Source organism: Clostridium acetobutylicum ATCC 824 (assembly GCF_000008765.1).
GTDB classification, from domain to species: domain Bacteria; phylum Bacillota; class Clostridia; order Clostridiales; family Clostridiaceae; genus Clostridium_S; species Clostridium_S acetobutylicum.
In genome coordinates, this window is the sequence record NC_003030.1 from 1,332,538 (window position 1) to 1,358,315 (window position 25,778).

Genomic DNA, 25,778 nt, shown 5'->3' on the forward strand with positions numbered 1-25,778 from the left:
TGTTTCAATGGCAAAACAAGAGTATAAAGGAATTTTACAAGAACAGAAAGGATCATTTAGATTAAGAGGAAGAATTCAAGGACTTACAGAACCTAGAAAATCATTGGGATTTGAAGATGTTCCAGAAAAAGCAGACAAGAGAGCTTACAGAAAAATACGATTTATCTTACAAACATCAGATAGTAATAGTCCAGTTGTTGAGGTTTTTGGATGCACGCAAGATAATGCATATGCTTATAACAAAGAAAAGGAAAAGGCGTTGGCTGTTGATTGGAATAAGAGAAATAATCCATTACCTAAAGGATATGAGATTATTGAAACGGATTATGATTTAGCAAAAAGGATTAATGATGATTTTAAAGATGGTATGGATGTGGTAATTATAGGAAAACCATCATATAGTACTTATCAAAACAAAGATGGTGTAACTAAAGAACAATATACATTAAATATTTCGAAAGTACAACAATGTACTAATCCTATAAACTTTAGTGATGAAAAATTTAAGGAAGAAAATAATTTTACTCAGGAAATTACAATAAGAGAAGTAAGAGAAGATAAAAAAGAGCAAAGATTATATATATATGCATATATAATTGGATATGCAGGACGTTTTGAGCCAGCTACGTTTAGAGTTAATATAGAAACAAATCCTATGTTTGCAAAAGTTGTAAAAGGATTTAAATTTGGAGATGTAGTTAAGGTTAATGGAATTATAGAAAATAGGGTTGTGGTTCAAAATACAGATTGGGGAACACAAGTTGGAAGTAATTTTGATAAATGCTTACTGGTAACAGGTGCTGATCCTAAAAGCTATATAAAGAAAAAATATAAAAATACAGATTTTGTGAAAACACAAAAACAACAAGCAGAAGATATTTTTAATGGAAACGCATCTCAAGATAATTTAAGTCAAGAAGATGATAATGGATGGGGAACATCTGAAGAAAATATGGAAAATAGTAATAATAATGAAGTTTTCCCATTCCAATTATAGATTAGTTACAAAGAGGAGAATTTTATTTCTCCCACTTATAACAATTAGCACGAAAAGGAGAAATGATTATGAGTTTTGATTTAAGTGAATTAGGAGTAGAAAAAAATATACCAAAGGTTAATTTTACAGAGTATTCAGGTTTGATAGTTGCTGAACCAAAATGGGGGAAAACAACTTTATCAAGTCTGTACCCTAATGCAATTATATTACCTTTCGAAAAAGGCTATAAAGGAAATGTAGCAAATATCTTTAAGAGATTGTTTTCATGGGATGATTTTATAGAATTTATAGATAAGTTAGAAGAAAAAAGAGAAGAAATTGGAGATACAATTAAGGTACTTGTTTTTGATACAGTAAATGAAGCGTATAGTATGGTAGACAGATATACGTTACAAAGATTAAGTATTTTAGATGGTAAAAACTATATGGCAGCAAGAGAAGTTCCACATGGACAATTTTATTCAGAAAAAGATAAAGATTTTATGGAGCAAATTAGAAGAATTGAAAATCTAGGATTTATGCCTTTATTCATAAGTCATTTAGAGAAAAAAACAGTAACACCTAAGAAAGGAGAGCCTTATGATATATACACTAGTACTATGCCAGAAAGGTTACAAAAAATTATAAACCCTTTGGTTTCATATATTATTTATGGTGAAAGGACATTAGCAGATGATGGAAATGGAAATAAGATTCCAAAACGTGTATTACTGACTAAGAGTGACGAAATGGTTACTGCTGGATCAAGAGTTAGACTTGATCACAATATTGTTTTTGATACAGAAGAAGAAGCAATGGAAAAGTTTCAAAATGCTTTTAAAGATTCGATAAGAAAAACACTTATAAATGCAGGGATAGAAAAGGATTTAGATGTTTTATCAAAAGAACAGCAAGAAGAAAAGAATAAAGAGATAACAAAGAGTCTATCAGGGAAAAAAAATGAGATTGAGTTATCACAAGTAATAAAACAAATTCTTTCAGAAATAGGAACTCTAACTAAGGAAGGCAAAGCGCCATCTGTAATAATGCCTATTTTAACTGATAATGGTATAACAGATCCACATCTTATCTCGGAAGTAGATCTTGCTAAGAAAATATTAAAAGAATTACAAGATTTAAATTAAACAATTGTATATAAAAGATGCTTAAATAGGATGTGATGTAATTGACAAAAAGAGCTAGAGTAGGCTTATTTGGATTGTGTGTAATAAGTACATTATGTTTAAACAATAACACTACAATAAAAATAAATAAGCCTATAACGGCTTGTTTGCCACCAAAATCAGAAATGGTAGATAAGTTTGAATTTGATGGGGATAAAGAGTTTCAAAAAGTTCAATATAAATTGTGTTTAGAAGAAAAAGAGAAGCAAAGAATATTACAGCAAAAAACATGTGAGCAGCAAGTTGAATTAAAAAGGCAAAAAGAATTAAAAACTATAAAAATTGAATTGAGCTTTTATACAAATAATTGCATTGATTGTGGAAAAAATGATGCAATTTCTAAAAGTGGAAAGAAACTTGATGAATCTTATGTGTATTGTGCAGCACCTCCAGATATTCCATTTGGGACAATTATATCAATTAAAGGATTTGGTGATTTAATTGTTGTTGATAGGGGTAGAGCAATACATTATAAATATGATCAAGATGGAAATAAAATTATGAAATTGGATGTTTTTGTTTTAGGAGCCTCAGAGGAATTTCTTAACAGTAAGGGTATAGTGAAAACAACAGGGGTAATTAAGTAAAATAATTTTATCCCTGTTTGTACATATAAGAGAGGCTTAAATAAAAAATACGAGAGAAAAGGAAGGTATTAATTATAAATTTCAATTATCAGATAGTTCAAGAAATAAGTATCAAGATATTTATAGAATATCTTATAATCATGAGAATGTATTAATACTTAAGAAAACAATAATTTTTGAAGATTCAATTATAAAACCTATCAAAAATAAAAAATCTTTTTATTATGAATTAAAAACTATAGAGAATTGTTTTAGTGGTAACTATATTGATTTTAAGGGGTTATTAAATAAAGTTAACAATACTATAGAGGAAAACTATTAAAAAAATTTTTATATGCAAAATAAAAAATCAGTGTATTGTGTAGACGAGGTGGAATTTTGTTATGTATGTAAATACGTGGTATAGGCAATGTAGAATATTGAAATTTAATAGAGACTTAAGAATGGTAAATTTCTAAAGGTACTATTGATTACTATTGTATGTCATTTTTAAAAAGTTTATAATTTTATCATAATTAATTATTTACTTGTTAGGGGAGAGGATTTATCTTGGAATATAAATCATTAATCAATTTGTCAAGCATAAAAGATGATAAACATACAGATAAAACAATAAAAAGTATTTTGATGAATTTTGCAAAAAATATTGATAATCAAGAAGTTGCTGAAAATTTAATAGAGGAGTTTTATGTAGAAAATTATAATTTTGTAAAAAATGAGGATATTAGTGAGCAGGCTTGTAAATTTATTAATAATTTTATTAGATTAGTAGCTGATGCCTTTAGGGATTTAAAATCAATTGATAAAAATATCGAAAGAAGCATAAATGCTATGAAAAATAAGGATAAAGATAATTATGAATCAAAAAAACATAGTTATTTTATAGAAATAAACAAAAAAGCTAAATTAAGCAAAGAAAATTATATTTTAAATAAATTATTGTCAGAGCTAAAAAAAAGAATGAAACTTCAACAGAATGGGTTAGAAAAAGTTGGTATGTTTGAAAAGGATGATAATTATAGCTGGTATAAAGAATATTATGATCCAGAATATGATTTTAGCGTTTCAGTGAAATTTTTTGACGCTTTTCATTTCCACAAGGATAAGGTAGCAGAACTTATTAAATTAAAGAAAACTAATGAGGATAAGTACTACGAATATGTTAAAGATTTTATTTCGCATAAAAAGGTTAGTAACTATATTTTATCTAATGTAAAAAATAATTATATTTTAAAAATTAAAAAAGAAGTATTTGTAATATTATTAGCATTATTTCAGAAATCGGCATACCAAACATTTGTAAGTTTAGGAGCCATACAAGTTGAAGGGCTTTTTTATGATTTTTGTTCTGCAATTAAAGGGGGGGAAAGGAACGTTGAGGAAGGTACTATTATCAACAAACTTGATAAAGTTTTTGAAGATAATGAAATTCAAAAGCTTATGTATTATCCATATTTTGCGTTTGAAGTTCCAATATATCGAAATGAGGTAGCACATAATGGAATCATGAATGATAAACAAATAGAGCATAGGGCTTATGATATACTGCTTGATATGTATTCAATTATTAAACTTATGCAAAGGGATTCGTTGCCTTTTAATAATGTATATTTTTTAATATTCCAAATAAAGGAATACTCAAAGGCAAAAGACTATTCAGAAGAAAATTACTACTATATTTTAGATTCTTTAATTGATTGTCAACATTCTAATGTTATTGGGAAAGGAAAATTTAGTATATATTCAATTATAAAAAATATAGAAAAATACGAACCAATCCTTAGAACATATGAAATTTATTATGAAGATAAAAGAAGAAATTTAAACATATATGAAGAAGGATTAAAATTAAGAAAGACGTTTTATGATGATAATTTCTGGGAGTATCTTTTAAAAACGTTATCTGAGCATGATAATGAAAATCTTAATAAATTACTAAGGCAAATGTGTAATGAGTTTATAAGTGTCCTCCCAGGTTCTAATCAAGCAAAAAAAAGTTGTATTGAAATTAAGAAATTATTAGATAAACGAGAGCAATTTAGCTAGAGTTTTATTTTTATTGATGCTATTTAATATATATGTAGTTAGAATAATTGTTGTTTAGCAAAGTTGAAGGCTTATGCAGATATATGTATATCTGCATAAATACTTAAAGAGAGGAAGGAATGAGTTTTTGTGTGTGATTGCATAGAGCAAATACAAAATAAAATTAAAAATAATTTTTCAAAAAGGCATCCAGAGTCAAATACTAAAGAAGCTAAATTGCAAAATTTATATTTTGATACAGAAGATCATTGGGTTGTAAAACCATACATGCCCTTGAAGGTTGAGTATGAAAGTAAAACAAAAAAAGGGACAATTCAAAATAAACACGAAATCGTCAATATGCAAGTTAGATATTGCCCATTTTGTGGAAAATCTTATAAAGAAAAAGGAGAATGTAAATAGTGTTAAAATTGAAAAAAGGTATTAGTGTAGATCAGTTAAGAAGATATGGATTTAAAACAGGAAAAGAATGGGCTGATAAAGGTGAGAGGTGTTTAGAAGGGAGTGGATATGAATACCAACATAATTGGTATCACAAGTTTCTTATGGATGAAGAAAATCCTGATAAAATTTTATATGCTAATGAAGAATATGATCAACCTGTAGTGCAGATATCAATAAGAATAGGAGATAGTTTTCCTAATGATATGTATATAGAGTGCACACCTTCAGGAACTTATCATATAGGAGGTCGGGATTTAGATATCATAGAGGAAACAGTATTTGATTTAACTAATGATGGATTTTTAGAAAAATAGTTTGATATAAATAGGAGGATTATATTGATAGGTTTTCTGTCAAAGATAATATTCCAACTTTTAAGTATGAAAACTTACAGAACAAAACATTATTGATGGAAATAATAGAAAATGAAGAAGGACTTATAATTGGTGGAGTCGATATCAATACAGGTATAACATATATATTATTTTCTAAATTAAATAAGTTACAATTTTAAATAGTTAAATAAAAAAAGTAAAATATAATCAAAAGGAAATAAGGAAAATATGAATATTAAAAAGCAGCAACAGTTATATAAATTAAAAAAGAAATTATTAGATTACTGGTGCAAAATTATATATCCTTTAGCTTGGTTAATTAATAAAATATGTTATATTAAAAAGAAATCTGAATATAAAAAAATATTTAAGTGGTCAGATGAATATGTAATAAAGAGATTTACTGAATTGTGGATTAAAAGAAATATTGTTTACAATCATATTAAAGGAGAAAGAGAATTTGTCATATGTAGTTGGTGTAATGAGGATTTTGGATGGCATACGATTTTTGATGAGATGAGATTTTGTACAGATAAAAAAATTAAAATTTGGTATTATCATAACATAGATATAAATTCTAACAATAATATAACTAAACTAACACATTTTACAGAAATGTTTAAAAATAAACTTGAAAAGTATCCTAAAAATATTGAGTGTAAATGGATTAATAATTCCAAGAGAAAGGGTGAATATGGAGAAATAGTGGGATATAAAAAGAGTTTGGTCATTAAATTTTTAATGTAAGGAGATAGATGCTTTGATAAAGGAACATAAGTGTAAGTATTGTGGACTAAAAGGAATTCTGCCTTCATATCAAAAACATGATAGAAAAGGTAACTTAAAATGGAAAGAAAAAATAGTATTAAAAGATGAAGAAAAAACGAGGGAATTTAGAGTAGATAAAGAAGGAAATAAGATTCCAGATGTATATTATGCTCATAAAGAATGTGAAGATAGAGCAAAATATGAGCGTGAGAGTTGGTGTGAGCTATATGAATGGATAAAAGAAAAATGGTTTGATGTAAACTTACCATCAAATATGGTTGTAAGATTACAGGATCTTAGAAATGGCACTTCAAGATTAGGAAAAATTATAGATTCAAAAGCTGGATATGAATATAATTTAATTTTGGAATGTTTCAGAAATTATGAAGAAGAAGTTGAACAGGCTATCGGAGGAAAAGAATTTAACTCTAAAAACCAAAAAGCCAATTATATAATGACTATTATTGAAAATAAAATAGATAGCTTTCAAGGAAAAGAGAATCAGCAAAAAATATCAGAAATTAATACAAATAGTTTTGAATTTATAAAGGCAGAAAATATAGAGAAGCAAGAAGATAATAAAGGTGATTTTGATTTCTTAAAATAGACAACTTATAGCGGTTAGTATACAAAAAGGAGATTTTAAAAATGATAAAAGAAAGTATAATCTTGAAAAATTTAGAAGTTCCAACAGGAAATATATGTGTTATAAAAGGAGATAAAGGTAAGTTAGAATTTCTATCATTAGGTGACTATGGCAAAGAAGTAAACGTTAAAGCTGATTTTTTAGGAATTACTAGAGATTTAGAAGGAGTTCCAAATGGCAAAGTACAACCTTTAACTAAAAAATGGGTTGTAACCATGAGTACACAATATGGCTGTGATTCAGGGTGTAAATTTTGTGATGTGCCTAAAGTTGGGAAAGGCGTTAATGTAACTTACAATGATTTAAAAACACAGTTAGAACAGGCTTTAAATCTTCATCCAGAAATAGATCGTACAGAAAGATTGAATATACACTATGCAAGAATGGGAGAACCATCATGGAATAATGATGTTTTGGATTTTACAAGAAATTTAAAAAATATAGTAAAGCCTTATATTGGAGAAAGTTTGATACATCCAGTATTTACAACCATGTGTCCTAATAAAAATAAATTTTTGGCTCATAGAATAAATGAATGGGTAGATATAAAAAATAATCTTTTTCAAGGTGATGCAGGACTCCAATTAAGTATAAATTCGACAAATGAAAATCAAAGAAGAGATATGTTTAGAGGAAATGCTCTAACTTTAAATGAGATATCTTCAATAGGAAATGATTTACCTATGCCAAAGGGAAGGAAATACTGCTTGAATTTTGCATTAGCAGATGAGTATGAAGTAGATGCAAAAGTGCTGAAGAAATTGTTTGATCCAAGTAAATTTATGGTTAAGATAACACCATTGCATAAGACAGTATCTTCTATTGAAAATGATATAAAAACAACAAAAGGTTATGTGTCGTATACTCCATATAAAGATATAGAGAATGATTTGAAGAAAATGGGATTTGATGTTTTAGTGTTTGTACCAAGTTATGATGAGGACTTAGGAAGAATAACTTGTGGAAATGTAATATTAAGTGGAAGTTTGCCAAAATGTAAATATAAAATTAATTAATATCAAGGGAGGAAATCAAAATGATTAAAAAAAGAGAATGTCTAGAATTTATAGATAAGGTTGAAAAAAAAGCAATAAATAGTGTTGAGGAAAGATATTTAAAAAAAATAAAAAACGAAAAGATAAAGATACTTAAGGAAACAGGATATATGAAAAGGCTTAAAAAAATTCAGAAGAACTTTAATTTGATATTTGACGAGTTCAACAATCTAGCTTTGGAAATGAATGAAAATAAAGCAGTTGATTATGGCACTGGACGATACTATAACTTCGAGTATGAAGGAAGTCATTTTACATCAGAAGGAATAGTTAGAAGAACTATAGAGAATTGCTCTTTTCATGGAGGATCTGTTGAATTAATCGAGAATGAGGAAAAGAAGGAAATTGAAGCGGTAAAAGATAATTACGACAAAGTAAGGATTGTAGTAAAAAGAAACCCCAATGGAGTAAAAGCAGCTGAGTATCTAAAAGGATTAGGGTTTGATATAACATCTTTAGAAAAAGACGAATCAAGGGCTTTGACAATAAAGATAGATAAAACGAAGTTGTTTGTATGTGGAGAGAACAAATAAGAATTAAAAATGAATGGGTTTAGAAAATTAACATTAAAGGCAGGCGATAAAATGGAAGTTTTACAAGATATAACAACAGAATCTTTAGCAATAGGATATTTATATAGAGTACCTGATACTCTTGTAGAATATGAGGAATTAATTTCAGCTAAATATGACTTTATAGATGATAATTTAAGATTGTTGTATTTAGTACTTACTCTAACATATAAACAGGTTCAAAAAATAAATGAGACAACTGTTAGTATACAAGTATCTAAAATGGATGAAGAAACACAAAAAACATTTAAAAATTTTGGTGGTAATAATGCAATAAATAGATTAGTTAAAGTTGCTGCAAACTATGAAAATTTTGATACAATTTATCAGCAATTAAAAACGTGGAATTTAATTAGGGAGTTAGATAGACGAGGTTTTCCAGTAAGAAATAATTTAGATCAGTTAAAAAAAAGGAAAACTGATGAAATACTAAAAGCTTATGACTTGCAATTAGCAAAAGTAGGTTCATATATAAAAAATTTAAATGATTCAGTAGATTTAGGAAAAGGAATGAAAGAATTCTATACTAATTTAAAGAAGAAGCCAGATATAGGGGTTGCATTACCATTTCCTATTCTAAACACATTTACAAGAGGATGGAGAACGAGATGTGTATATGGTAGTGGAATGGGTTCAGGATTAGGAAAGAGTAGAGAAGTATGTTTTATAGCAATGTATTTAGCATATTTTAAGAATACACCTTTAGCGATTTTTGTAAACGAGCAGGATGAAAAAGAGTGGAAAGAAATGTTACTTACTACAGTTACTAATAATATAATTGCACCCAAAACAGGTGTTTATGTAGATCAAGAAAAAATTGTTACTGGTACTTGCAATGAAGAAGAAGACGAAGCTGTGCAGATGGCAGCGGAATTTATAGAAAAGAATCACAATATTAATTTTCTGGAACTTGAAGATTATTCTTATGATAATCTCAAAATAAACCTAAAAAAAGTTAAGCTAAAAGGAATAAGTCATGTCTTTTATGACACATATAAGGTTTTTAGATTTTCCAAAAGTAATATGGCGAGTTGGGAGCAATTTGTTGCAACAAGTGAATTGTTTAAAAAGATAGTTGGATCACCTAAGAAACGTGGACTAGACATGGCTTTATGGCTAACGTTTCAATTATTAGATGAAGCAGTAGTAAATAAAGTTTTAGATAACACAGCCACAGCTTCAGGAAAACAGATGAAGCATAATTTAGATATGATGAAAATGTCAAGAATATTAGATTATAAAGATAAAGAAAACATAGGTGTGAAAATTCAACAACCTAATAACCCAGATAATGGACAAGTTGAAATATTAAGTGTAGATAAAACTTATTATATGACAAAAGTTGAAAAAAACAGAGGAGGAAAAGATAAAGATTTTATCATTTATGAAGTTGATAAAGGGAAGATAATGTTTAAAGAATTAGGGTTTGCCTATTTTGGTTTAAAAAAGATTATGGGAAAAGATAAAAAGAGCAAGAATTAATAGCATTAATATATTGGCGAGAGGAGGTTTACGATATTGATAAAAGAGTGCTCCCCGAATGAGTATGAGGAGATAAAAAGGGTTTTGTTAGATGGGTTCATAAATGGATTGAGAAACAAAGAAGAATTTTATCAGGGATGGCTTTCACAAAATATTGCAAGCATATTCAGTGTTTATAACACAATTGAGTGTTATCATAAGAAATATCTTAGTAGAAATAAACAATTATTAACTTTTAATAAAGAATATTTTACACTAAAGTTTAGTTGTTATCTATGTCCATATTACTTGAATAAAGAGTGTAGAAGAAGGGTGTTTAGGGATGATAAAAGAAAAGATAGAAAAAGATGAAGGATTAAGAAAATTAATAAATGAATTAAACAGTAAAAAACAAATACTAAGAGTTGGTATAGTGTTTTTTAATGATGATATAAATATGAAAAAACAGTATGATTTTGTTAAAAATGAAATTGATGAATTGATAATTAGTACTAGGTTATATAAAGAATGTGGTGAAATTTGTACTAAAACAACAAGCTATAAATTATTAAAATTTAATTCTAATGTAGTAAGAGGGCAAAAATTCCATAAAATATATTATGAGAAATGTAGTAAGGATATATTAACAATTCTGTATACAATGATCTGTTCTAATAGTGAAAATAGAGTTAGAAATCCAATTGAAGAGTTTTACATTGAAGATAACTTAGATGAAAAAATAGGAAGTGATACATTATAAAAGCTGACTTTATAAGAAATCAAAAACTATATATTGTGTGAAAAATTTATAATATAATACTATATATAGTGCTGTATTATAATAAAAGAGGAGCTGATTTTAATAAATAAGTTAGATAAAATGAAACTAATTGAAGATTTAATTGAAAAGTTAAATAAATATTCCTACAGCTATTATGTGCTTGATAATCCAATTGTAGCTGATAAGGAATATGATATAATGTATGATGAGCTTAAAAGATTAGAAGAAGAAACAGAGTATATTAATCCTAATAGTCCAACTCAAAGGGTTGGTGATATTATCCTTGATAAATTTGAGAAAACACATCATAAAAATAAACTTTGGAGTCTTGATAAGGCTCAAAAGAAGGATGAAGTTAAAGCTTTTGTAAATAAGTGTGTTAAATTTGTAGAGCAATATAATTTAACACATAGTGAAAAATTGCCTTCACCACAATTCGTTGTAACACAAAAGCTTGATGGACTTACTATAAATTGTTCATACAATGAAAGTAGATTAATTAAATCTGCAACTAGGGGGACAGGGGAAATAGGAGAAGATATTACAGAACAAAGTAAAACCATTCTCAATCTTCCTAATGCTATAAATTATAGTGGAGAAATTGATGTTCATGGAGAAGCATTAATGACAAAAAATGCTTTAGAACAATATAATAGTAATTTAAAAGTAAATGAAACACCACTTAAAAACTTAAGGAATGGTGCAGCAGGAGCATTGAGAAATTTAAACATAAAAGAAACTGCAAGAAGAAAGCTAGTAGCTCAATTTTATGATCTTAGCTATACAGATAAGAAGTTAAAAAAATATAGTGAAATTTTATTATTTTTAAAATCTCAAGGATTTAACATAACTGAGTACAATATTTGTAATAATTTTGATGAAATTAACCAAGCTATTGATAATATAGGAGAGGTAAGAAGTAGCTTACAATACGATATAGATGGAGTTGTAATTCGATTAAATGATATAGAAACGAGTAGATTAATGGGCTATACAATAAAGTGTCCTAAATATGCAATAGCTTATAAATTTAAAGCAAAAGAAACAACTACAAAGCTAATAGATGTAGAATGGAACGTGGGCAGAAGTGGAAGAATCAATCCAACAGCTATTTTAGAACCTGTAGAATTAGCTGGAGTAATAGTTAAAAGAGCTACATTAAATAATATGGATGATATAAAGAGGAAAAAGATTAAAAAAGGTGCTAGAGTATTTCTAAGAAGATCTAATGATGTAATACCAGAGATTATGGGAGTTACAGAAGAGACAGAGGGAGAAACGAAGGAAATAGAAGCACCAACAATATGCCCATATTGCGGCAGTGAAATAGTAAAAGAAGGTGTACATTTATTTTGTGAAAATACTTTGTCCTGTAAACCCCAAATGGTAAAAAGTATAGTCCATTTTGCTAGCAGAAAAGCTATGAATATAGAAGGCTTTAGTGAGAAAACAGCAGAACAATTATTTGAGAAATTAAACATAAAAAGCATATCTGACTTATATAGAATAACTAAAGAAGAATTAATGTCATTGGATAAGTTTAAAGACAAAAAGGCTAGTAATCTTATAAATGCTATAGAGAAAAGTAAGGAATGTGATCTTGATTCATTTGTATACTCATTGGGTATACCAAATGTAGGAAAAAAAACAGCAACAGATTTATGTAAGCAATTTAAAAGCTTTGAGAACATAAAAAAAGCTTCTTATTTTGAGCTTATCTTGGTTCAAGATATAGGATCAATTGTTGCAAAAAGTATTGTTGATTTTTTTAAACAAGAAAAAATAGAAAAAAGTCTAAATGAATTATTTAAACTTGGAGTAAAACCATCTTATGAAGAAAGTGAAGTTTCAGAAAGTGTATTTAATGATAAAACTGTAGTTGCAACAGGAAGTCTTCAAAATTATAGCAGAACAGAAATAAAAGAAAAGTTGGAGAGCCTTGGTGCTAAGGTTGCTGGAAGTGTTAGTAAAAAAACTGATTATGTAATAGCAGGTGAAAATGCAGGATCTAAATATGACAAAGCTGTAGCACTTGGAGTTAAAATATTAACTGAAGAAAAGTTTGAAGAATTAATAGAAAGTGTAAAGTAGGTTTTATTTGACTTACAACACTTAGTATGGTACAGTAATTGTAGAAGGAGGGAATATATGAAAAGTAAATCTTTTAATATTTTGATAGAAATTTTAAACATAATAATTTATATTTTAAACAAAAATGATTTTAAGATTTATGATGAAGAAAATACGGATTATTATATATCTAAAATAGGATATAGCGGTTTATTAGATGAAATATTTTTTAAAGTGAAAGAGAGAAAAAAGTAAAATCTACTTTATATGGAGTGATAAAATGACAGCAAAGGAATTAAAAGAATTATTAACTCCTGAAAAGATTATTAAAATTTTAGAAGAAGTGGGTTGCCATAATGTAAGAAAAGATGGCAATACAATTAAAGCGGCAAACCCAGATGGTAATAATCCAACTGCTATTTGCTGCTATATTGATAACGATAATTTGAATTGCGAAGATTTTACTCGTGCAATTTTTCAGCAGAGAAGATGTAGAGATATTATAGCTTTAGTTGAATTCTTATGTAAGTTATCTTTTTCAAAGGCTATGAGAAAGATAACTAATATTCTTGGTTTATCATACTTCTATGAACCTAAACAACAAAAACCAAGCTTTTTGAAGTTTTTAGATTTTGTTGAAACAGGTAAAAAGGAAACAGAAGAAGATATTCTTAAGTCTTTCCCAGAAAACATTTTAAATCAATTTGTAAAGATACCCAATAGAAAATGGTTAGATGAAGGGATTTCAGAAAAAACTCAAAAATATTGGGAATGTTTTTTAGATGTAATAAGTCAAAGAATAATATTTCCTATCAGAGAAGAGTCGGCAGGAGAAATAGTAGGAGTAAAAGGAAGATTATTAGATGATGAGTTAATTGATAAAAATAAATATTTTCCAATATATGTTTACCCTAAAGGAAAAATACTTTTTGGAGCTTGGCAGAATGAAAAATATATAAAAGAAAAAAGTGAAGTTATAGTTGTAGAAAGCGAAAAATCTGTTATAAAGCTCTGGGGGATAGGAATTAAGAATGTAGTAGCAATAGGAGGAAAGTGCATTTCAGAAGTACAGGCAGAAAAGTTGTTGCGAATGAATGTGACAATAACTTTAGCTTTAGATAAAGATGTAACTGAGGAAGAAGTTTATGAGAACATTAAGAAACTAATGTATCCAGTAAAGACTGTAAATATCTTTATAATCAAGGATGAAGCGAATTTAATGAAAAAAGAAAAAGAATCTCCTTGTGACAATGTAGATACTTGGAGAATCTTATATAGCGTTTATAGAAAGGAAGTGCCTGTTATCGAGTGGAAAAACAATGGGTAAATTTAAACAAAAAACCTACAGATTTATCAATAGAAAATATTTTGAGAAATAGAGGGATAAAAAATTTAAAACATTTTCTTAATCCATTACCTTCTGATTTCATTCCATTAAGTAAATTAAAAAGAATATTTGAAGCAGCAGAAATAATAATAAAAGGAATAAAAGAAAATAAGAAATTTACAATCTTCTATGATTGTGACTTAGATGGTACTGCCGCAGGAACAATTATGAGAAAATATTTGTTGAACTTTACACCTAATGTTGATATTGCTTATAGTATTGGAAAAGAACATGGTTTAAGCAGTATTAATTTAGATAATATTATCCAAAATACAGATATTTTAATTGCTGTAGACTCTAGTACAGGCAACCACAAGGAGCAAGATTATTTAAAACAAAATGGGGTTGAAGTTATAATATATGATCATCATGATGAGCCTAACAATCAGAATGTTTGTATTGTTAATAGTCAGTTTGAAGATTACCCAAATAAACAATTAAGTGGAGCAGGAGTAGTATGGAAAGGCTGTCTTGCTATAGATAGCCTAATGAAAACAAAATATGCTTTGAATTATGTTGATTTAGCAGCAGCAGGAATCTTAGCGGATGTAATGGATGTTGGTGAATCATATATGGAGAACAGGTTAATTATAACTATGGGGTTTAAGCACCTTGTTAATGTTGGATTAAAGACTGCTATAGGAACGTATGATTTTAATAGTACATCCATATTATTTTCTGTGGCACCGCTGGTAAATGCAGCTATAAGGATGAGAGAAAATAAAATAGCAATTGATTTTTTATTTGAAGAAGAAAAAAAACAGTCAAAAAAATTACTTAAAAAATTAAAAGAAATAAAGGAAAAGCAGAATAAGTTGGTTGATATATCTATGATCAATTTGGAATTTCAAATGAAGCAAAATAACTCCGAAAACAAAAAAGTATCTTTTGGATTTGTTGAGAATAAAGGCATAGCTGGAGTTATTGCTACAAAAGTTTGTAGTAAATTTGATAAGCCAGCAATAGTTTTAAGTTACCCAAATCCAGCAAAAGATTTTGATAAATATATAGGAAGTTTAAGGTCTAATATAGATTTTAAAACTATTGTAAATAATACAAAATTAGCAAAATCACAAGGGCATGAAAGAGCAGCAGGAATAGAAATAAAAAAAGAAAATTTAGAAAAATTGCTTGATACATTAGAACAAAAATTAAAAAATAAGGAGTTTAAAAAGGTAGATAAGTTTGACTTGTTAATAAAAGCAGAATTTTTAACATTAAATTTGATTAAGCAAATAGAGAAAATAAATAGGTTAACAGGTAAAAATTTTCAACCAATAAATGTGGTTTTGGAGAATGTTGTGCCAGTAGACTTTACCATAATGATAAAGAAGCATATAAAATTTAATTTTAGAGATATAGAGTTTGTATATTGGAATTCTATTGATAAAATACAAGACTTTAAGACTACTTGTAGCGGTTTGTATAGAAGTCTTAGTGTTATGGGAATACCTCAAGTCTCATATTTTAGAGGAAGAGAGAAAAAGCAAATTATGATACAAGATTATAAAGATGTTAAAGATAACTTCGAATTTTTAAAAGGATATACAACAGGAGATATATTATAAATGAAAATAATGAGTAAGAAACTGTTCGTAGTCGGAACAATGACGATTATATCATTTTTTTCTGCTTTAATTCATTTGCAGAACATGATATTTATAATATTTATTTTTATATATTTGCTTATGTTGCTTTTATTTATTAATTAATGTGGAGGGATAGAGAATGAGTTTTACTAATGATGCTAAGATCAACTCTATTGTATACGCCCATTATGTGTGGAAGAAGGGAGAAAAAAATAAATTCGCACAAGTAAAAGTCATATAGCTTATAGCAATTAGTATGAAAGGATCTGTTTTTAAGATGTCTAATATAAACGCTATGTTGAAGCTTATAGATGGTATTACTTTTTTACCAGACAAAGATGATTTTTCAAAAGAGAAAATTCAAAGTACTTTTAAAAAGAAAATACACCCTAGACAAGTTATAAGTTTTCTTGAAGAGATTCCTATAAGCATATATAAGGTTAAATTCAGATATACAACTTTTCGAGGAAACAGGAGAGAAAAGGAGATGTATTTTTTAATAAAAACATATTCTCCAGAGGAAGATATGCAAAAATATTTGGATAAATATATAAATGATTTCAATAAAAAATTTCCTAATAGACAATTATCAAACGTTCAAATTCTTGATAGTTGTTGTAAAGGATTAGTAACTCTTTGAGTTACAATTTTGGTTTTATTCTCAAGTTCCTCACAAAGAGGTTGTATAGCAAAATAGTAATTTAGTCACTTATTATTTTGCAAAAAAAACAGGCTAAAACGTAAAAAACACGCCTAAGAATATTCATTATTTTTACTTTAAGGCGGTAAGAGTGATGAGCATAGAAAATGCAAAAGATCATGAAACCAGATTAAAGGTAAGTATGTTTTAATCCTTATTTAGTTCAGACAATTTGAATTAAATAAGGTGGAGAAAATGAAACCAATTTTTGAAGAAGAAAAGTTATTCTTTGAGAAAAAAACAGGAATAAAGATACCCAACAATTGTTGGAGAAATGGAACAAAAATATATCTAAATTCAAGCAACAAAGAATTACTAATAAGATTTAAAATAGAAGATAATATTATAAAAATTGTTAAAAACAACATATACAAATTTGAAAAAAATATAGTTGCTGTAAGAGATAAAAAGCAAGTAAAAGTACTTCACAATTATACATTAGAAGAAGAAATATCACTTAATAAAAATAGGTTGATTTTTTTAGAGAATAGGTCAGTAAGTAAAAGTTTAAAATTTATAAAGAAATATAGGTATCACGAAAAAAGGTTAGCTCATTCAGGTGGAAAAGATAGTGATGTCTTATTCTATATTTTTGTAAATAAAATTTTACCATTGCTTAAAAACAAAGATTATAAAATTGATTTTAATAATACGACAAATGATACAGCACAAACTTATTTACACATAAAAGAACTACCCAATGATAAGTTAAACATTCACAATCCCCAAAAAGGAATTATTGAATGGATAACCGAAGATAAAAATTATTTTCTTCCATGCGTTACAAATAGAAATTGTTGCAGTAATTACAAAGAAGGTAGGATGAAAGACTACTTGGATAAGGACAAAAAGTATTTGCTTATTTTGGGGATGCGAAGAGATGAGTCTCCAGATAGATCAAAATATGATTATGATTTAAATAAATCAATGGGAGAGAAAAATAATGTTCCTGAGAATTGGAAAAGGTTTTTACCTATTCTTGAATGGACAGATATAGATATTTGGCTTTATATTCTTATGAATAATATAAAAGTAAATCATATGTACAAGCTAGGATATAATCGCTGTGGATGTCTTATATGTCCTTTTCAAAGTGATTATATAGATTTATTAACTCAATATTTTTATCCTTTTCAATGGAGTAGATGGATGAAAATAGTTGAGAAGAATTACGAAGTATGTAGTGTAGGAAGTAATTTAAAATGGAGTTTAAAAGAATGGTTAGAAGGAAGATGGAAACAAGGTAAAAGCCAGATTTATGAAATTACAAAGCTCAAAATGACAAAAGAAAGAATCCAAAAAGTTATGAAATTACTTGGTATATCAGAAGAACTTGCTAAAAAATACTTTAAAAAAGAATGTTTTTGCTGTGGTAAAAAACTAAATCCAGAAGAGATTGGAATGTCGTTAAAAGTTGCAGGACAAGAAAAGGGATTCAGTAATGTTGCTGATGAAGATTATTTATGTAAGAAATGCTATTGCGATAAGTATAATATTGATAAAAAAACATTTAAGAATAAAGTTTTTAAGTATAGAAAAGATAAGTGCAGCCTATTTTAGAAATGAAAGGAGAAAAGGGTGAAGAGAACAATAAAGTTTATTAAAAGGATTTTTAAGTATAATAAAAATTATACTTTGGTGAAAAATTCGAAACAACTTTATATTTGTAATAATTTCGAAGCAAGAAATAGAAATAAAAACAATAAATATAAAATCCCATATGGTAAACCACAATGTCCTACATTTAAAGATGATAGATGTTGTGGTGGATGTTCTTTGATTCGTCAATGTGATAATGTTGTTGATTGCAATTGCAGTGGATTTGTTAAGTCAGCTATGGGTGGAACAGATAAAGATTATTATATGAAGAAAAGTAGTAAGTATAGTGAATTAGGTAGGATAATAGGAGGTAAATTTGATTGGGATTATTTTCGATTAAATACGTTTAAGCAAGATATTAAAACTAAAAAGTTTTTTGTGTTAGAAATTAATAATGTAAATTATATAGCAGAATCAAAATCAGGAGTGAACAATAAAGGGTTTTTTAAATGTTTTATAAAAGATTTAAACTGTTATAAAAAAATAAGCTATAAAGATTTACCAATGCATTTTCACTTTATAAAACGTACAAAATAGCTAATTCGTGGAGATGATTTATGTCACATGAAGAACTAACTGTAAAAATATTTTTGGAAGTAGAGTCAAATAGGGGAGTACACTTTTTATTTGACTTATAACGTTTAGTATGATAACATGATAAGGTAAAAGGAGGATGTTTTATGAAAGTTGTATATAGAATAACTTATCCAAATGGAAAAATTTATATTGGCAAAGATTTGACCGATAGTATTAACTATTTTGGAAGTGCAAATAATGATTTAATAGAAAAAGATTTTACAAGAGAACAAAAAAGAGATTTCACAATAAGGAAAGAAATATTATGGGAGTCAGAAAGCGCAACAGACAAAGAAGTTAACAAAAAAGAAATTGAATATATAAGACTTTATGAATCCAATAATCCTCAAATAGGATATAATAGATTTCCTAAATTTAAAGAGAAATAACGTAGTAGACACTAAAAGCGTATAAAATACGAATTTTATAAGAAGGGAAGTGACAAACAATAGATAACAAAGCGTTTATAAATCAATCAACCATTGATAACTGGAATGCATTGAGTGGAAAAATAAAGCAAATAGAAAACCTCACAAAGTTATATAGTGACAATTTAAATTATAAGTTGGAAAAAATTTCTGATTCACTATATAAGATGGAAAATGATTTAAGGTATAAAGGAGGTAATGGGAATGGGAAAGATAATTAGCTATAAAACTTATCTTAAGAATCTAGTTATTAAAGGATATAACCTAGAAATTCAAAAACAAAAGATATTACCTAAGTTAGAAGCAAGAATAAATAAATTACTTGAATGGGAAGATAATGCTGTTAGAAAGGAGATAATAGATGATAAAGAGAAATATAAGTATAAATAGGTTATCTGATTTAATATATTGTTCTGGTTTACTAAAACCATATATATTCAATGACATTTACCAAAGAGTCAGGGATTGGATTTATTCAGGAGGAACATTAAAAGATGATTATATAAAAAGACAATATAAATATGCTGAAAATGTTATTAATTATAGAAAAAATAAAAAAAGAAAAAATGTTTTAATTTAGAGATGAAATATTATAAAAGAGGGGAATAAGTTGAATGATAAAAAAATTTAGTTTACTAGTTATTTCATTATTTTTTGCTTCACTTATAGCAGTTAGCATTAGCGCAAGGGGAGTTCATGGTGGGTTTCATTCTGGAAGTTTTCATAGTTCTTTTCATTCTTCATCAAGTCATATATCTACACATTCATTTAGTAGTAAAAGTATTACTCATTCATCAGGTATAAAACATTCTACTTTAAGAAATGGATTTAAAACAGGAAACTTTAGTAAAGCACCAAAAACTAAAATAGCATCAAAGAAAAGTAAAAAAGCTAAAATACCTACTATTAAAAAACATGTTATAGTTAGGAAAAATATAAATGTTTATCACACTACTGTGGTTCATAATCACTATTACAATCATAACCATAGTCACTATAGTTATAATTCTTATGGTGGGTATAAAGGAAATTTTTGGAGTAATTATTTTTTATATAGAGCTATAACTCATAGTTCTCAACCTATTTATAACAATGGATATTATAGCTATAGGTCATATGTTGGTGTGAAATCGGTTATGTTTGATGTAATTACATTTATAATAATTTTTATAATTGTAGCTGCTATTATAATTTTTATTAAAAAGAAAAGAAAATAAAGTCTGAAATAAAATACTTTGTTTTAGTAATAGTAAGAGTAAAAATCTAACAAGGAAGTGTAAATAATATGAAAAAAACAAGAAAGCAAGAATTAGATAAATGTTTCATAAAGGCAAAAAATCAAGCTTATAGTTATGTTGCTGTAGTAATAAAAATAGAGGGCTTTCCTGTGCCAGAGATTATAGTAAATTATCAAGAAAATTTTGATAAGAAACAGGAGTATTATGATAAAACTTATGATGATAATTTAAACCATAAATTTGCTAAAGGAATTAAGATTGTAGCAATTAGTGTAGCAAATGATTTAAGTGAATTCAAAGATTTATTTAAGCCCAACAAGAATAAAAAAATAAAATGATTTTTTATAATGTAATTAATTATTAACACTTAATACATTATAAAGGAAAGATGGTGATTGGATATATGGAATCAAATAAAAATAATTCTAAATGGAAAGATATTTTAATGGATGGGGAAATACTCCAAATAGAAAATATCTTTAATGGAAGCCATAATAAGAAGAATAACGGTCTTATTATATTTAAAATAAAAGATAAACTAGGAAACGTAAATAAACTTACTTTTGTTTCAAAAAGTGCTGATATGTCTATTCAAGTAGAAAAAGCAGAAAGGCTTATAAAAAAAGGATCATATTATAGGCATTTTAAAGGAAATTACTATAAAGTACTTTATATAGCTGAAAATAGTGAAGATAAGGAAAAGGTGGTAGTGTATCAGGCTATGTATGGAGAAAAAAAAGTATACGTAAGACCTTTTAAAATGTTTATATCTAAAGTAGATCATTGCAAATATCCAGAAATTGAACAAGAATATAGGTTTATGTCTATATCTGAATTGGAAAATCAATTTGGTACAAGTGTTGTAGCTAGTTGGAATATGCAAAATATCTATGTTGACCATACGATATAGTTTTTAAAAATGTAAGGAGGAGTTAGTTTAATGATAAAAAAAGTTATAAAACGTGATGGTAGAGAAAAGGATTTTGATATATTAAGAATAGAACATGCAATAAAAAAAGCAGAAAAATCTATCGAAGTAAACGAATGTTGGGATGATGATGCTTTATGTGACATTTTGATGAAAATAGATGAAACAAACTTGAAAAAAATTGAAATTGAAAAAGTTCAAGATATAGTAATAGATGTCCTAAATAAATATAATAAAAATGTTGCAAAGGCTTATTCAGATTACAGAAAAGAAAGGACAAAAATAAGACAAGATAAGTCTAATCTTATGAAGATTATAGACAAGATAGGGGTAGAAACCGATAGAGATAACGCTAATGTTGGGAATAATTTTAGTTCAAAGCTTCTTAGAATAGCGAGTGAATCTAATAAAGTTCATAACTTATTAAAAATGCCAAGGAAAATAGCTCAAGCGCATGAGAATGGAGACATTTATATTCATGATTTAGATAGCTATAATTTAACTACAAACTGCCTTCATATTCCGACAAAAGAAGTTCTACAAAGTGGATTTAATACAGGTTATGGATATATAAAACCACCAAAGAGGATAGAATCAGCTTCGGAACTTTCATGCATACTTCTACAATCAACGCAAAATGATATGTTTGGAGGTCAGTCACATCCTGATTTTGATAACGATATGGCTGAGTTTGTTGAGCCAACTAGACAGGAAATAAGAAAAAATCTTAGTGCAATTGGGAGAATAGATAATACAAGAATAGAAGAAGAATTAAAACATAGAATACATCAGGCTATGCAAGGTGTAATATATAATTTAAATACAATGCATAGTAGAGCTGGTTCACAAGTGCCATTTTCGTCTATAAATATTGGAATACCAAGATCTAAGGATGCTGCACTTGTATGTAGAATATTTCTAGAGGAATATGAAAAAGGACTTGGAAATGGTGAACAGCCAATTTTTCCTAATATAATTTTTAGAGTTAAAAGTGGCGTGAATAGAAACGAAAATGATCCATACTATTATTTATTTAAACTAGCTTGTAGAGTCACAGCTAAAAGAATGAACCCTACATTTATGAATATAGATGCTGATTTTAATAAAGAGTATTATGATAAAGGTATAATACCAGCAACTATGGGATGTAGAACCTATGTATGTTCTAATATTAATGGTGAAGAAGGTTCAATAGGACGAGGAAATATAGCACCTACAACTATTAACTTACCAAGACTAGGTATACTTGCAAAAGGTGATGTAGATAAATTCTTTGAACTTTTACATTCAAGACTTGAAATCGCAAAAGAAAGCTTGCTTCACAGATATAGTGTGCTTAAAAAGTTAAAAGTTAAAGATTTACCATTTGTTATGGGACAAAGCCTTATGAAAGGTTCTGAAAATTTAAAATCAAATGACTCAATAGAACCAGTTTTAAGACAAGGAACTTGGGCTATTGGATTTATTGGACTTGCAGAAACACTTGTGGCACTTACAGGACATCATCATGGAGAAACAGAAGAAGCAAAAGAACTTGGATTTAAGATAATTTCATATATAAGAGATTATACGGATAAAATGACAAAAGAAATTAATCTAAATTGGAGCTGTTATGCTACACCAGCAGAGGGCTTGTCTGGAAAGTTTATAGCTAAAGATAAGATTCGTTTTGGAAACATAAAAGGCGTTACAGACAAGGATTACTATACTAATAGTTATCATATACCAGTTAGTTTTGGTATATCTATAAAGAAAAAAATAAGTATTGAAGCACCTTATCACAAATTATGTAATGGTGGACATATATCATATATAGAACTTGATGGTTATCCAAATGAAGAAACTGTAATGAATATAGTTAAATATGCTTATGAAAACACTAATATAAGTTATATTGGAATGAATTTTCATATAAGATATTGCAAGGACTGTGGAAAGTATTTGGATGCATCAGATATGAAGTGCAATAAGTGCGGAAGCCACGATATTCAGGGAATATCAAGAGTTACAGGATATTTAAGTTTAGATGAAAGATTTGGTGCTGGAAAAGCAGCAGAAAGAGCTGATAGAATATCACAAGTAACGGAAAAACATATATATAGAGAGGAATAAAAATAAGTTATGAAAAAAATAAAGTGTAAAGTGGATTTTGAAGATATGAGATTTTTACCTCAGTATAAAACGGAGGGATCAGTAGGACTAGACTTAAGAGCGTGGAGATATATTTTACCCAAAAGTAAAGAAATGCATAAATTTTCAGGTGATTTTTATTTAAACCCTCATAAAAGGATTTTAATAAAAACGGGAGTTCATATTGAGTTACCTCCTAATATAGAAGCCCAATTAAGACCTAGGAGTGGTCTTGCTTTAGAGCATGGTATTACCGCTATACTTGGTACAATTGATAATGATTATAGGGGCGATATAGGTATAATTTTATTAAACACAAGCAATGAACCATTTGTCATACATGAAGGTGACAGGTTGGGACAATTAGTTTTTGCCAAATTCAGAAGATACAAATTAAATATAATTGATAATTTAAGTAATACAAAAAGAGCAAATAAGGGTTTTGGTTCTACTGGAATAGAGTAATGAACTTATAACGGTTAGTATGATTAAATGCTGTTGAAAAGGACTGAATAGATATTGGAAGATGAATATAAAAAATATATTGATAAGAAGATAGAAGATGGATTAATAGCAAAAGATGGTACTCCATTAAAATGTTTTTGTGGGTGTACTAATTTGGGAAATATCAATGAGTACTATGAAGAACATTGGATGGTAGAATATATAGTTAAATGTAAAGAATGTGGTAGACAATTAGGGCATTATGCTTATGGTTGTTGGGAACTTTAAGTTATAAAAGTTAAAACAATTAAGAGGAGAGATATATTATGTCAGAAAATAAAGAAAAAAACCAAATGATAGATAAAAACAATAAAAATAGTATAGAGGATTTTTTTAATTCTCTATTTATTACAGATGAGGAGAAAAAAGATGCTGAAGAAGTTAAAAAACTAGCATTTTATTCTGATGGTAGCATAGATGATGCTATTGAAAAATATAAAGAGTTAGAAGAGCAGCAAGAAAGGTTTAAGTCTATTTATAAAGAGAAAAAAGATAATTTAGATTTAAAATTAAATAGCCAGATTTCTAAACTAGAGAAACAAAAGAAATGGATTGCTTTTAATCTAAAACAAGCAGTAATGTCAGATAAAAATAAGAAGAAAACAAAAACTCAATATAGCTTGAAATTTTTATCAGGTACAGTGCAAATAAAAATACCACAGGAAACACTTATAAAACCTGATCTTAATGAAGATTTGCTTAAAACATTTCCCTCATTTATTGAAGAACAGACAGTAAAAACTTTAAATTGGAAAAACTTAAAAACTAAGTTAGAAATAATTGATGGCAGAGTTTATAACAAAGAAACTGGTGAAGATGTAACAGGTAAAATAGAAATTCAGAAATCACAAGAAAAAGTAGTAATTAAATAGGGAAAAGGATATATTTTCAAGAAATATTTTAACGATCTAATATATGAATATCTTTGTAAAAAAGATAATAGGACAAGCAATATGGATTTAGAACTTTGTCATAGCAATAAGGAGATTTTTACAGAAAATAAAATAATGCAAATGAGGTAAATTTATGTTGAAATTATTAACAATATTTTCTTAGTACTGTCTTTAATTCATTTATTCAAAGGAAGTTTAGTTGAATATTTGTTTTTTCTATCTAGAAACAAGATTTTAAATACTTACGAAAAAGATCAAGAATGATAGAAAAAGAGAATTTAATAAAAGGTTCTCTTATAGGACTGTTGGGACTTATTCTTGTCACAATAGATATAATTGTTGAAATCGGATATTATATCAATGAATTAAATTATGACAGATACAAATATCTAACACTTATAATGATATGTATATTTATTATTACAATTTCATTTACTATAATAAAATCTACTAAAAACAAAAGAAAAATAGACCTCAATAACTTGGAAGATAGAGCAAAGCTTAAGATAAAAATAGATAAATATTCAAAATTAAGCTTGGTGAATATTACCTTTACAATATTAGATATTGTTTATTATGGATATATGTTCTATATTATATTTTTAAGTAGCATGTTAATAAAATAGATAAATATATAGAAGATTGATTATAAATATAAAAAATAAACATGTATTTTCTGAGGATAAAGGTTAGTATAATATTTTCAAATGTTAAAGTTTCAGAAACTTCTATAGTGAAGGTATATACTTAAAAAGAAGTAAATTAGATATAAAGTATCAGGAGAATCTCAATAGAGATGAACAATATAAATAAATTAAAATAGTAAAAATGTTAGAAAAATAGCTCACTACCATATAGAAGAAATAGTGAGCTATTTTTTT

General features: G+C 27.3%; 31 protein-coding genes. All 31 read left to right on the forward strand.

The features are described 5' to 3' along the window. Positions 1 to 7: 7 nt before the first annotated feature. The 31 genes from CA_RS06255 to CA_RS06410 all read left to right on the forward strand — a co-directional run bounded on the left by CA_RS06255 (position 8) and on the right by CA_RS06410 (position 25,523). On the forward strand, positions 8 to 997 hold the full coding sequence (locus CA_RS06255) for a hypothetical protein (protein ID WP_010964494.1): 990 nt from the start codon (positions 8 to 10) through the stop codon (positions 995 to 997). A 68-nt stretch (positions 998 to 1,065) separates the two neighbouring features. Next, the gene (locus tag CA_RS06260; protein WP_010964495.1) at positions 1,066 to 2,121 is read left to right on the forward strand and encodes an ATP-binding protein; all 1,056 of its coding nucleotides are present in this window, start codon (positions 1,066 to 1,068) and stop codon (positions 2,119 to 2,121) included. Between the two features lie 41 nt (positions 2,122 to 2,162). Then, positions 2,163 to 2,747, forward strand: coding sequence for a 3D domain-containing protein (locus tag CA_RS06265; RefSeq protein WP_010964496.1), 585 nt, complete (start codon positions 2,163 to 2,165; stop codon positions 2,745 to 2,747). A 549-nt stretch (positions 2,748 to 3,296) separates the two neighbouring features. Continuing rightward, positions 3,297 to 4,793, forward strand: coding sequence for a hypothetical protein (locus CA_RS06275; RefSeq protein WP_010964498.1), 1,497 nt, complete (start codon positions 3,297 to 3,299; stop codon positions 4,791 to 4,793). Positions 4,794 to 4,922: 129 nt separating this feature from the next. After that, on the forward strand, positions 4,923 to 5,195 hold the full coding sequence (locus CA_RS06280; protein WP_010964499.1) for a hypothetical protein: 273 nt from the start codon (positions 4,923 to 4,925) through the stop codon (positions 5,193 to 5,195). Next, positions 5,195 to 5,551, forward strand: a complete 357-nt coding sequence (locus tag CA_RS06285) for a hypothetical protein (RefSeq protein ID WP_010964500.1) — start codon at positions 5,195 to 5,197, stop codon at positions 5,549 to 5,551. The genes CA_RS06280 and CA_RS06285 overlap by 1 nt, the downstream gene beginning before the upstream one ends. A 249-nt stretch (positions 5,552 to 5,800) precedes the next feature. Continuing rightward, positions 5,801 to 6,319 (forward strand): hypothetical protein, encoded by a 519-nt coding sequence (locus CA_RS06290; protein WP_010964501.1) that lies wholly within the window; start codon positions 5,801 to 5,803, stop codon positions 6,317 to 6,319. 13 nt (positions 6,320 to 6,332) lie between these two features. After that, a complete protein-coding gene (locus CA_RS06295) occupies positions 6,333 to 6,947 on the forward strand; it encodes a hypothetical protein (RefSeq protein ID WP_010964502.1) in 615 nt (204 codons plus the stop codon). Between the two features lie 41 nt (positions 6,948 to 6,988). Then, positions 6,989 to 8,002 carry a radical SAM protein gene (locus CA_RS06300; protein ID WP_010964503.1) on the forward strand — a complete coding sequence of 338 codons (1,014 nt, stop codon included), beginning with the start codon at positions 6,989 to 6,991 and terminating at the stop codon, positions 8,000 to 8,002. 20 nt (positions 8,003 to 8,022) lie between these two features. Beyond that, positions 8,023 to 8,574 carry a hypothetical protein gene (locus CA_RS06305; RefSeq protein ID WP_010964504.1) on the forward strand — a complete coding sequence of 184 codons (552 nt, stop codon included), beginning with the start codon at positions 8,023 to 8,025 and terminating at the stop codon, positions 8,572 to 8,574. Positions 8,575 to 8,625: 51 nt separating this feature from the next. Continuing rightward, on the forward strand, positions 8,626 to 10,095 hold the full coding sequence (locus CA_RS06310; RefSeq protein ID WP_010964505.1) for a replicative DNA helicase: 1,470 nt from the start codon (positions 8,626 to 8,628) through the stop codon (positions 10,093 to 10,095). Between the two features lie 36 nt (positions 10,096 to 10,131). After that, complete coding sequence (locus CA_RS06315) at positions 10,132 to 10,446, forward strand: hypothetical protein (protein WP_010964506.1); 315 nt, start codon at positions 10,132 to 10,134, stop codon at positions 10,444 to 10,446. Further along, entirely contained in the window at positions 10,418 to 10,834 is a 417-nt protein-coding gene (locus tag CA_RS06320; RefSeq protein WP_010964507.1) for a hypothetical protein, read from the forward strand. The genes CA_RS06315 and CA_RS06320 overlap by 29 nt, the downstream gene beginning before the upstream one ends. A gap of 120 nt (positions 10,835 to 10,954) precedes the next feature. Further along, positions 10,955 to 12,946 (forward strand): NAD-dependent DNA ligase LigA, encoded by a 1,992-nt coding sequence (ligA, locus tag CA_RS06325; RefSeq protein ID WP_010964508.1) that lies wholly within the window; start codon positions 10,955 to 10,957, stop codon positions 12,944 to 12,946. Positions 12,947 to 13,003: 57 nt separating this feature from the next. Beyond that, complete coding sequence (locus CA_RS06330; RefSeq protein WP_010964509.1) at positions 13,004 to 13,180, forward strand: hypothetical protein; 177 nt, start codon at positions 13,004 to 13,006, stop codon at positions 13,178 to 13,180. Between the two features lie 25 nt (positions 13,181 to 13,205). Further along, positions 13,206 to 14,252, forward strand: a complete 1,047-nt coding sequence (locus CA_RS06335) for a toprim domain-containing protein (RefSeq protein ID WP_010964510.1) — start codon at positions 13,206 to 13,208, stop codon at positions 14,250 to 14,252. After that, entirely contained in the window at positions 14,234 to 15,880 is a 1,647-nt protein-coding gene (gene recJ / locus CA_RS06340; RefSeq protein WP_010964511.1) for a single-stranded-DNA-specific exonuclease RecJ, read from the forward strand. Before CA_RS06335 ends, recJ begins: the two co-directional genes overlap by 19 nt. A 298-nt stretch (positions 15,881 to 16,178) precedes the next feature. After that, the gene (locus CA_RS06345; protein WP_010964512.1) at positions 16,179 to 16,541 is read left to right on the forward strand and encodes a hypothetical protein; all 363 of its coding nucleotides are present in this window, start codon (positions 16,179 to 16,181) and stop codon (positions 16,539 to 16,541) included. Positions 16,542 to 16,796: 255 nt separating this feature from the next. Then, positions 16,797 to 18,161: a phosphoadenosine phosphosulfate reductase family protein gene (locus CA_RS06350; protein WP_010964513.1), complete on the forward strand. Its 1,365-nt coding sequence runs from the start codon at positions 16,797 to 16,799 to the stop codon at positions 18,159 to 18,161. Between the two features lie 18 nt (positions 18,162 to 18,179). Beyond that, positions 18,180 to 18,737 (forward strand): hypothetical protein, encoded by a 558-nt coding sequence (locus tag CA_RS06355; RefSeq protein WP_010964514.1) that lies wholly within the window; start codon positions 18,180 to 18,182, stop codon positions 18,735 to 18,737. 143 nt (positions 18,738 to 18,880) lie between these two features. Further along, positions 18,881 to 19,165, forward strand: coding sequence for a GIY-YIG nuclease family protein (locus CA_RS06360; protein WP_010964515.1), 285 nt, complete (start codon positions 18,881 to 18,883; stop codon positions 19,163 to 19,165). 243 nt (positions 19,166 to 19,408) lie between these two features. Continuing rightward, the gene (locus tag CA_RS06365) at positions 19,409 to 19,594 is read left to right on the forward strand and encodes a hypothetical protein (protein WP_010964517.1); all 186 of its coding nucleotides are present in this window, start codon (positions 19,409 to 19,411) and stop codon (positions 19,592 to 19,594) included. Then, positions 19,566 to 19,784, forward strand: a complete 219-nt coding sequence (locus CA_RS06370) for a DUF6877 family protein (RefSeq protein WP_010964518.1) — start codon at positions 19,566 to 19,568, stop codon at positions 19,782 to 19,784. The genes CA_RS06365 and CA_RS06370 overlap by 29 nt, the downstream gene beginning before the upstream one ends. Positions 19,785 to 19,818: 34 nt before the next feature. Further along, positions 19,819 to 20,421 (forward strand): hypothetical protein, encoded by a 603-nt coding sequence (locus CA_RS06375; RefSeq protein WP_010964519.1) that lies wholly within the window; start codon positions 19,819 to 19,821, stop codon positions 20,419 to 20,421. 68 nt (positions 20,422 to 20,489) lie between these two features. Further along, on the forward strand, positions 20,490 to 20,780 hold the full coding sequence (locus tag CA_RS06380; protein WP_010964520.1) for a hypothetical protein: 291 nt from the start codon (positions 20,490 to 20,492) through the stop codon (positions 20,778 to 20,780). A 65-nt stretch (positions 20,781 to 20,845) separates the two neighbouring features. Continuing rightward, positions 20,846 to 21,352 carry a DUF1653 domain-containing protein gene (locus tag CA_RS06385; RefSeq protein WP_014518903.1) on the forward strand — a complete coding sequence of 169 codons (507 nt, stop codon included), beginning with the start codon at positions 20,846 to 20,848 and terminating at the stop codon, positions 21,350 to 21,352. Between the two features lie 30 nt (positions 21,353 to 21,382). Next, positions 21,383 to 23,482, forward strand: a complete 2,100-nt coding sequence (locus CA_RS06390) for an anaerobic ribonucleoside triphosphate reductase (protein ID WP_010964522.1) — start codon at positions 21,383 to 21,385, stop codon at positions 23,480 to 23,482. 9 nt (positions 23,483 to 23,491) lie between these two features. After that, positions 23,492 to 23,965, forward strand: a complete 474-nt coding sequence (dut, locus tag CA_RS06395; RefSeq protein WP_010964523.1) for a dUTP diphosphatase — start codon at positions 23,492 to 23,494, stop codon at positions 23,963 to 23,965. 54 nt (positions 23,966 to 24,019) lie between these two features. Further along, the gene (locus CA_RS06400; RefSeq protein WP_010964524.1) at positions 24,020 to 24,232 is read left to right on the forward strand and encodes a hypothetical protein; all 213 of its coding nucleotides are present in this window, start codon (positions 24,020 to 24,022) and stop codon (positions 24,230 to 24,232) included. Between the two features lie 38 nt (positions 24,233 to 24,270). Further along, entirely contained in the window at positions 24,271 to 24,876 is a 606-nt protein-coding gene (locus tag CA_RS06405) for a host-nuclease inhibitor Gam family protein (protein ID WP_010964525.1), read from the forward strand. 281 nt (positions 24,877 to 25,157) lie between these two features. Beyond that, positions 25,158 to 25,523 (forward strand): hypothetical protein, encoded by a 366-nt coding sequence (locus CA_RS06410; protein WP_010964526.1) that lies wholly within the window; start codon positions 25,158 to 25,160, stop codon positions 25,521 to 25,523. Positions 25,524 to 25,778: the final 255 nt, after the last annotated feature.

Coding starts and splice junctions, on each gene's coding strand:
- CA_RS06255 (WP_010964494.1), top strand. CDS start 8: ATGGCAAAACAAGAGTATAAAGGAATTTTACAAGAACAGAAAGGATCA.
- CA_RS06260 (WP_010964495.1), top strand. CDS start 1,066: ATGAGTTTTGATTTAAGTGAATTAGGAGTAGAAAAAAATATACCAAAG.
- CA_RS06290 (WP_010964501.1), top strand. CDS start 5,801: ATGAATATTAAAAAGCAGCAACAGTTATATAAATTAAAAAAGAAATTA.
- CA_RS06300 (WP_010964503.1), top strand. CDS start 6,989: ATGATAAAAGAAAGTATAATCTTGAAAAATTTAGAAGTTCCAACAGGA.
- CA_RS06305 (WP_010964504.1), top strand. CDS start 8,023: ATGATTAAAAAAAGAGAATGTCTAGAATTTATAGATAAGGTTGAAAAA.
- CA_RS06310 (WP_010964505.1), top strand. CDS start 8,626: ATGGAAGTTTTACAAGATATAACAACAGAATCTTTAGCAATAGGATAT.
- CA_RS06320 (WP_010964507.1), top strand. CDS start 10,418: ATGATAAAAGAAAAGATAGAAAAAGATGAAGGATTAAGAAAATTAATA.
- ligA (WP_010964508.1), top strand. CDS start 10,955: ATGAAACTAATTGAAGATTTAATTGAAAAGTTAAATAAATATTCCTAC.
- CA_RS06330 (WP_010964509.1), top strand. CDS start 13,004: ATGAAAAGTAAATCTTTTAATATTTTGATAGAAATTTTAAACATAATA.
- CA_RS06335 (WP_010964510.1), top strand. CDS start 13,206: ATGACAGCAAAGGAATTAAAAGAATTATTAACTCCTGAAAAGATTATT.
- CA_RS06345 (WP_010964512.1), top strand. CDS start 16,179: ATGTCTAATATAAACGCTATGTTGAAGCTTATAGATGGTATTACTTTT.
- CA_RS06350 (WP_010964513.1), top strand. CDS start 16,797: ATGAAACCAATTTTTGAAGAAGAAAAGTTATTCTTTGAGAAAAAAACA.
- CA_RS06360 (WP_010964515.1), top strand. CDS start 18,881: ATGAAAGTTGTATATAGAATAACTTATCCAAATGGAAAAATTTATATT.
- CA_RS06365 (WP_010964517.1), top strand. CDS start 19,409: ATGGGAAAGATAATTAGCTATAAAACTTATCTTAAGAATCTAGTTATT.
- CA_RS06370 (WP_010964518.1), top strand. CDS start 19,566: ATGATAAAGAGAAATATAAGTATAAATAGGTTATCTGATTTAATATAT.
- CA_RS06375 (WP_010964519.1), top strand. CDS start 19,819: ATGATAAAAAAATTTAGTTTACTAGTTATTTCATTATTTTTTGCTTCA.
- CA_RS06380 (WP_010964520.1), top strand. CDS start 20,490: ATGAAAAAAACAAGAAAGCAAGAATTAGATAAATGTTTCATAAAGGCA.
- CA_RS06385 (WP_014518903.1), top strand. CDS start 20,846: ATGGAATCAAATAAAAATAATTCTAAATGGAAAGATATTTTAATGGAT.
- CA_RS06390 (WP_010964522.1), top strand. CDS start 21,383: ATGATAAAAAAAGTTATAAAACGTGATGGTAGAGAAAAGGATTTTGAT.
- dut (WP_010964523.1), top strand. CDS start 23,492: ATGAAAAAAATAAAGTGTAAAGTGGATTTTGAAGATATGAGATTTTTA.
- CA_RS06405 (WP_010964525.1), top strand. CDS start 24,271: ATGTCAGAAAATAAAGAAAAAAACCAAATGATAGATAAAAACAATAAA.
- CA_RS06410 (WP_010964526.1), top strand. CDS start 25,158: ATGATAGAAAAAGAGAATTTAATAAAAGGTTCTCTTATAGGACTGTTG.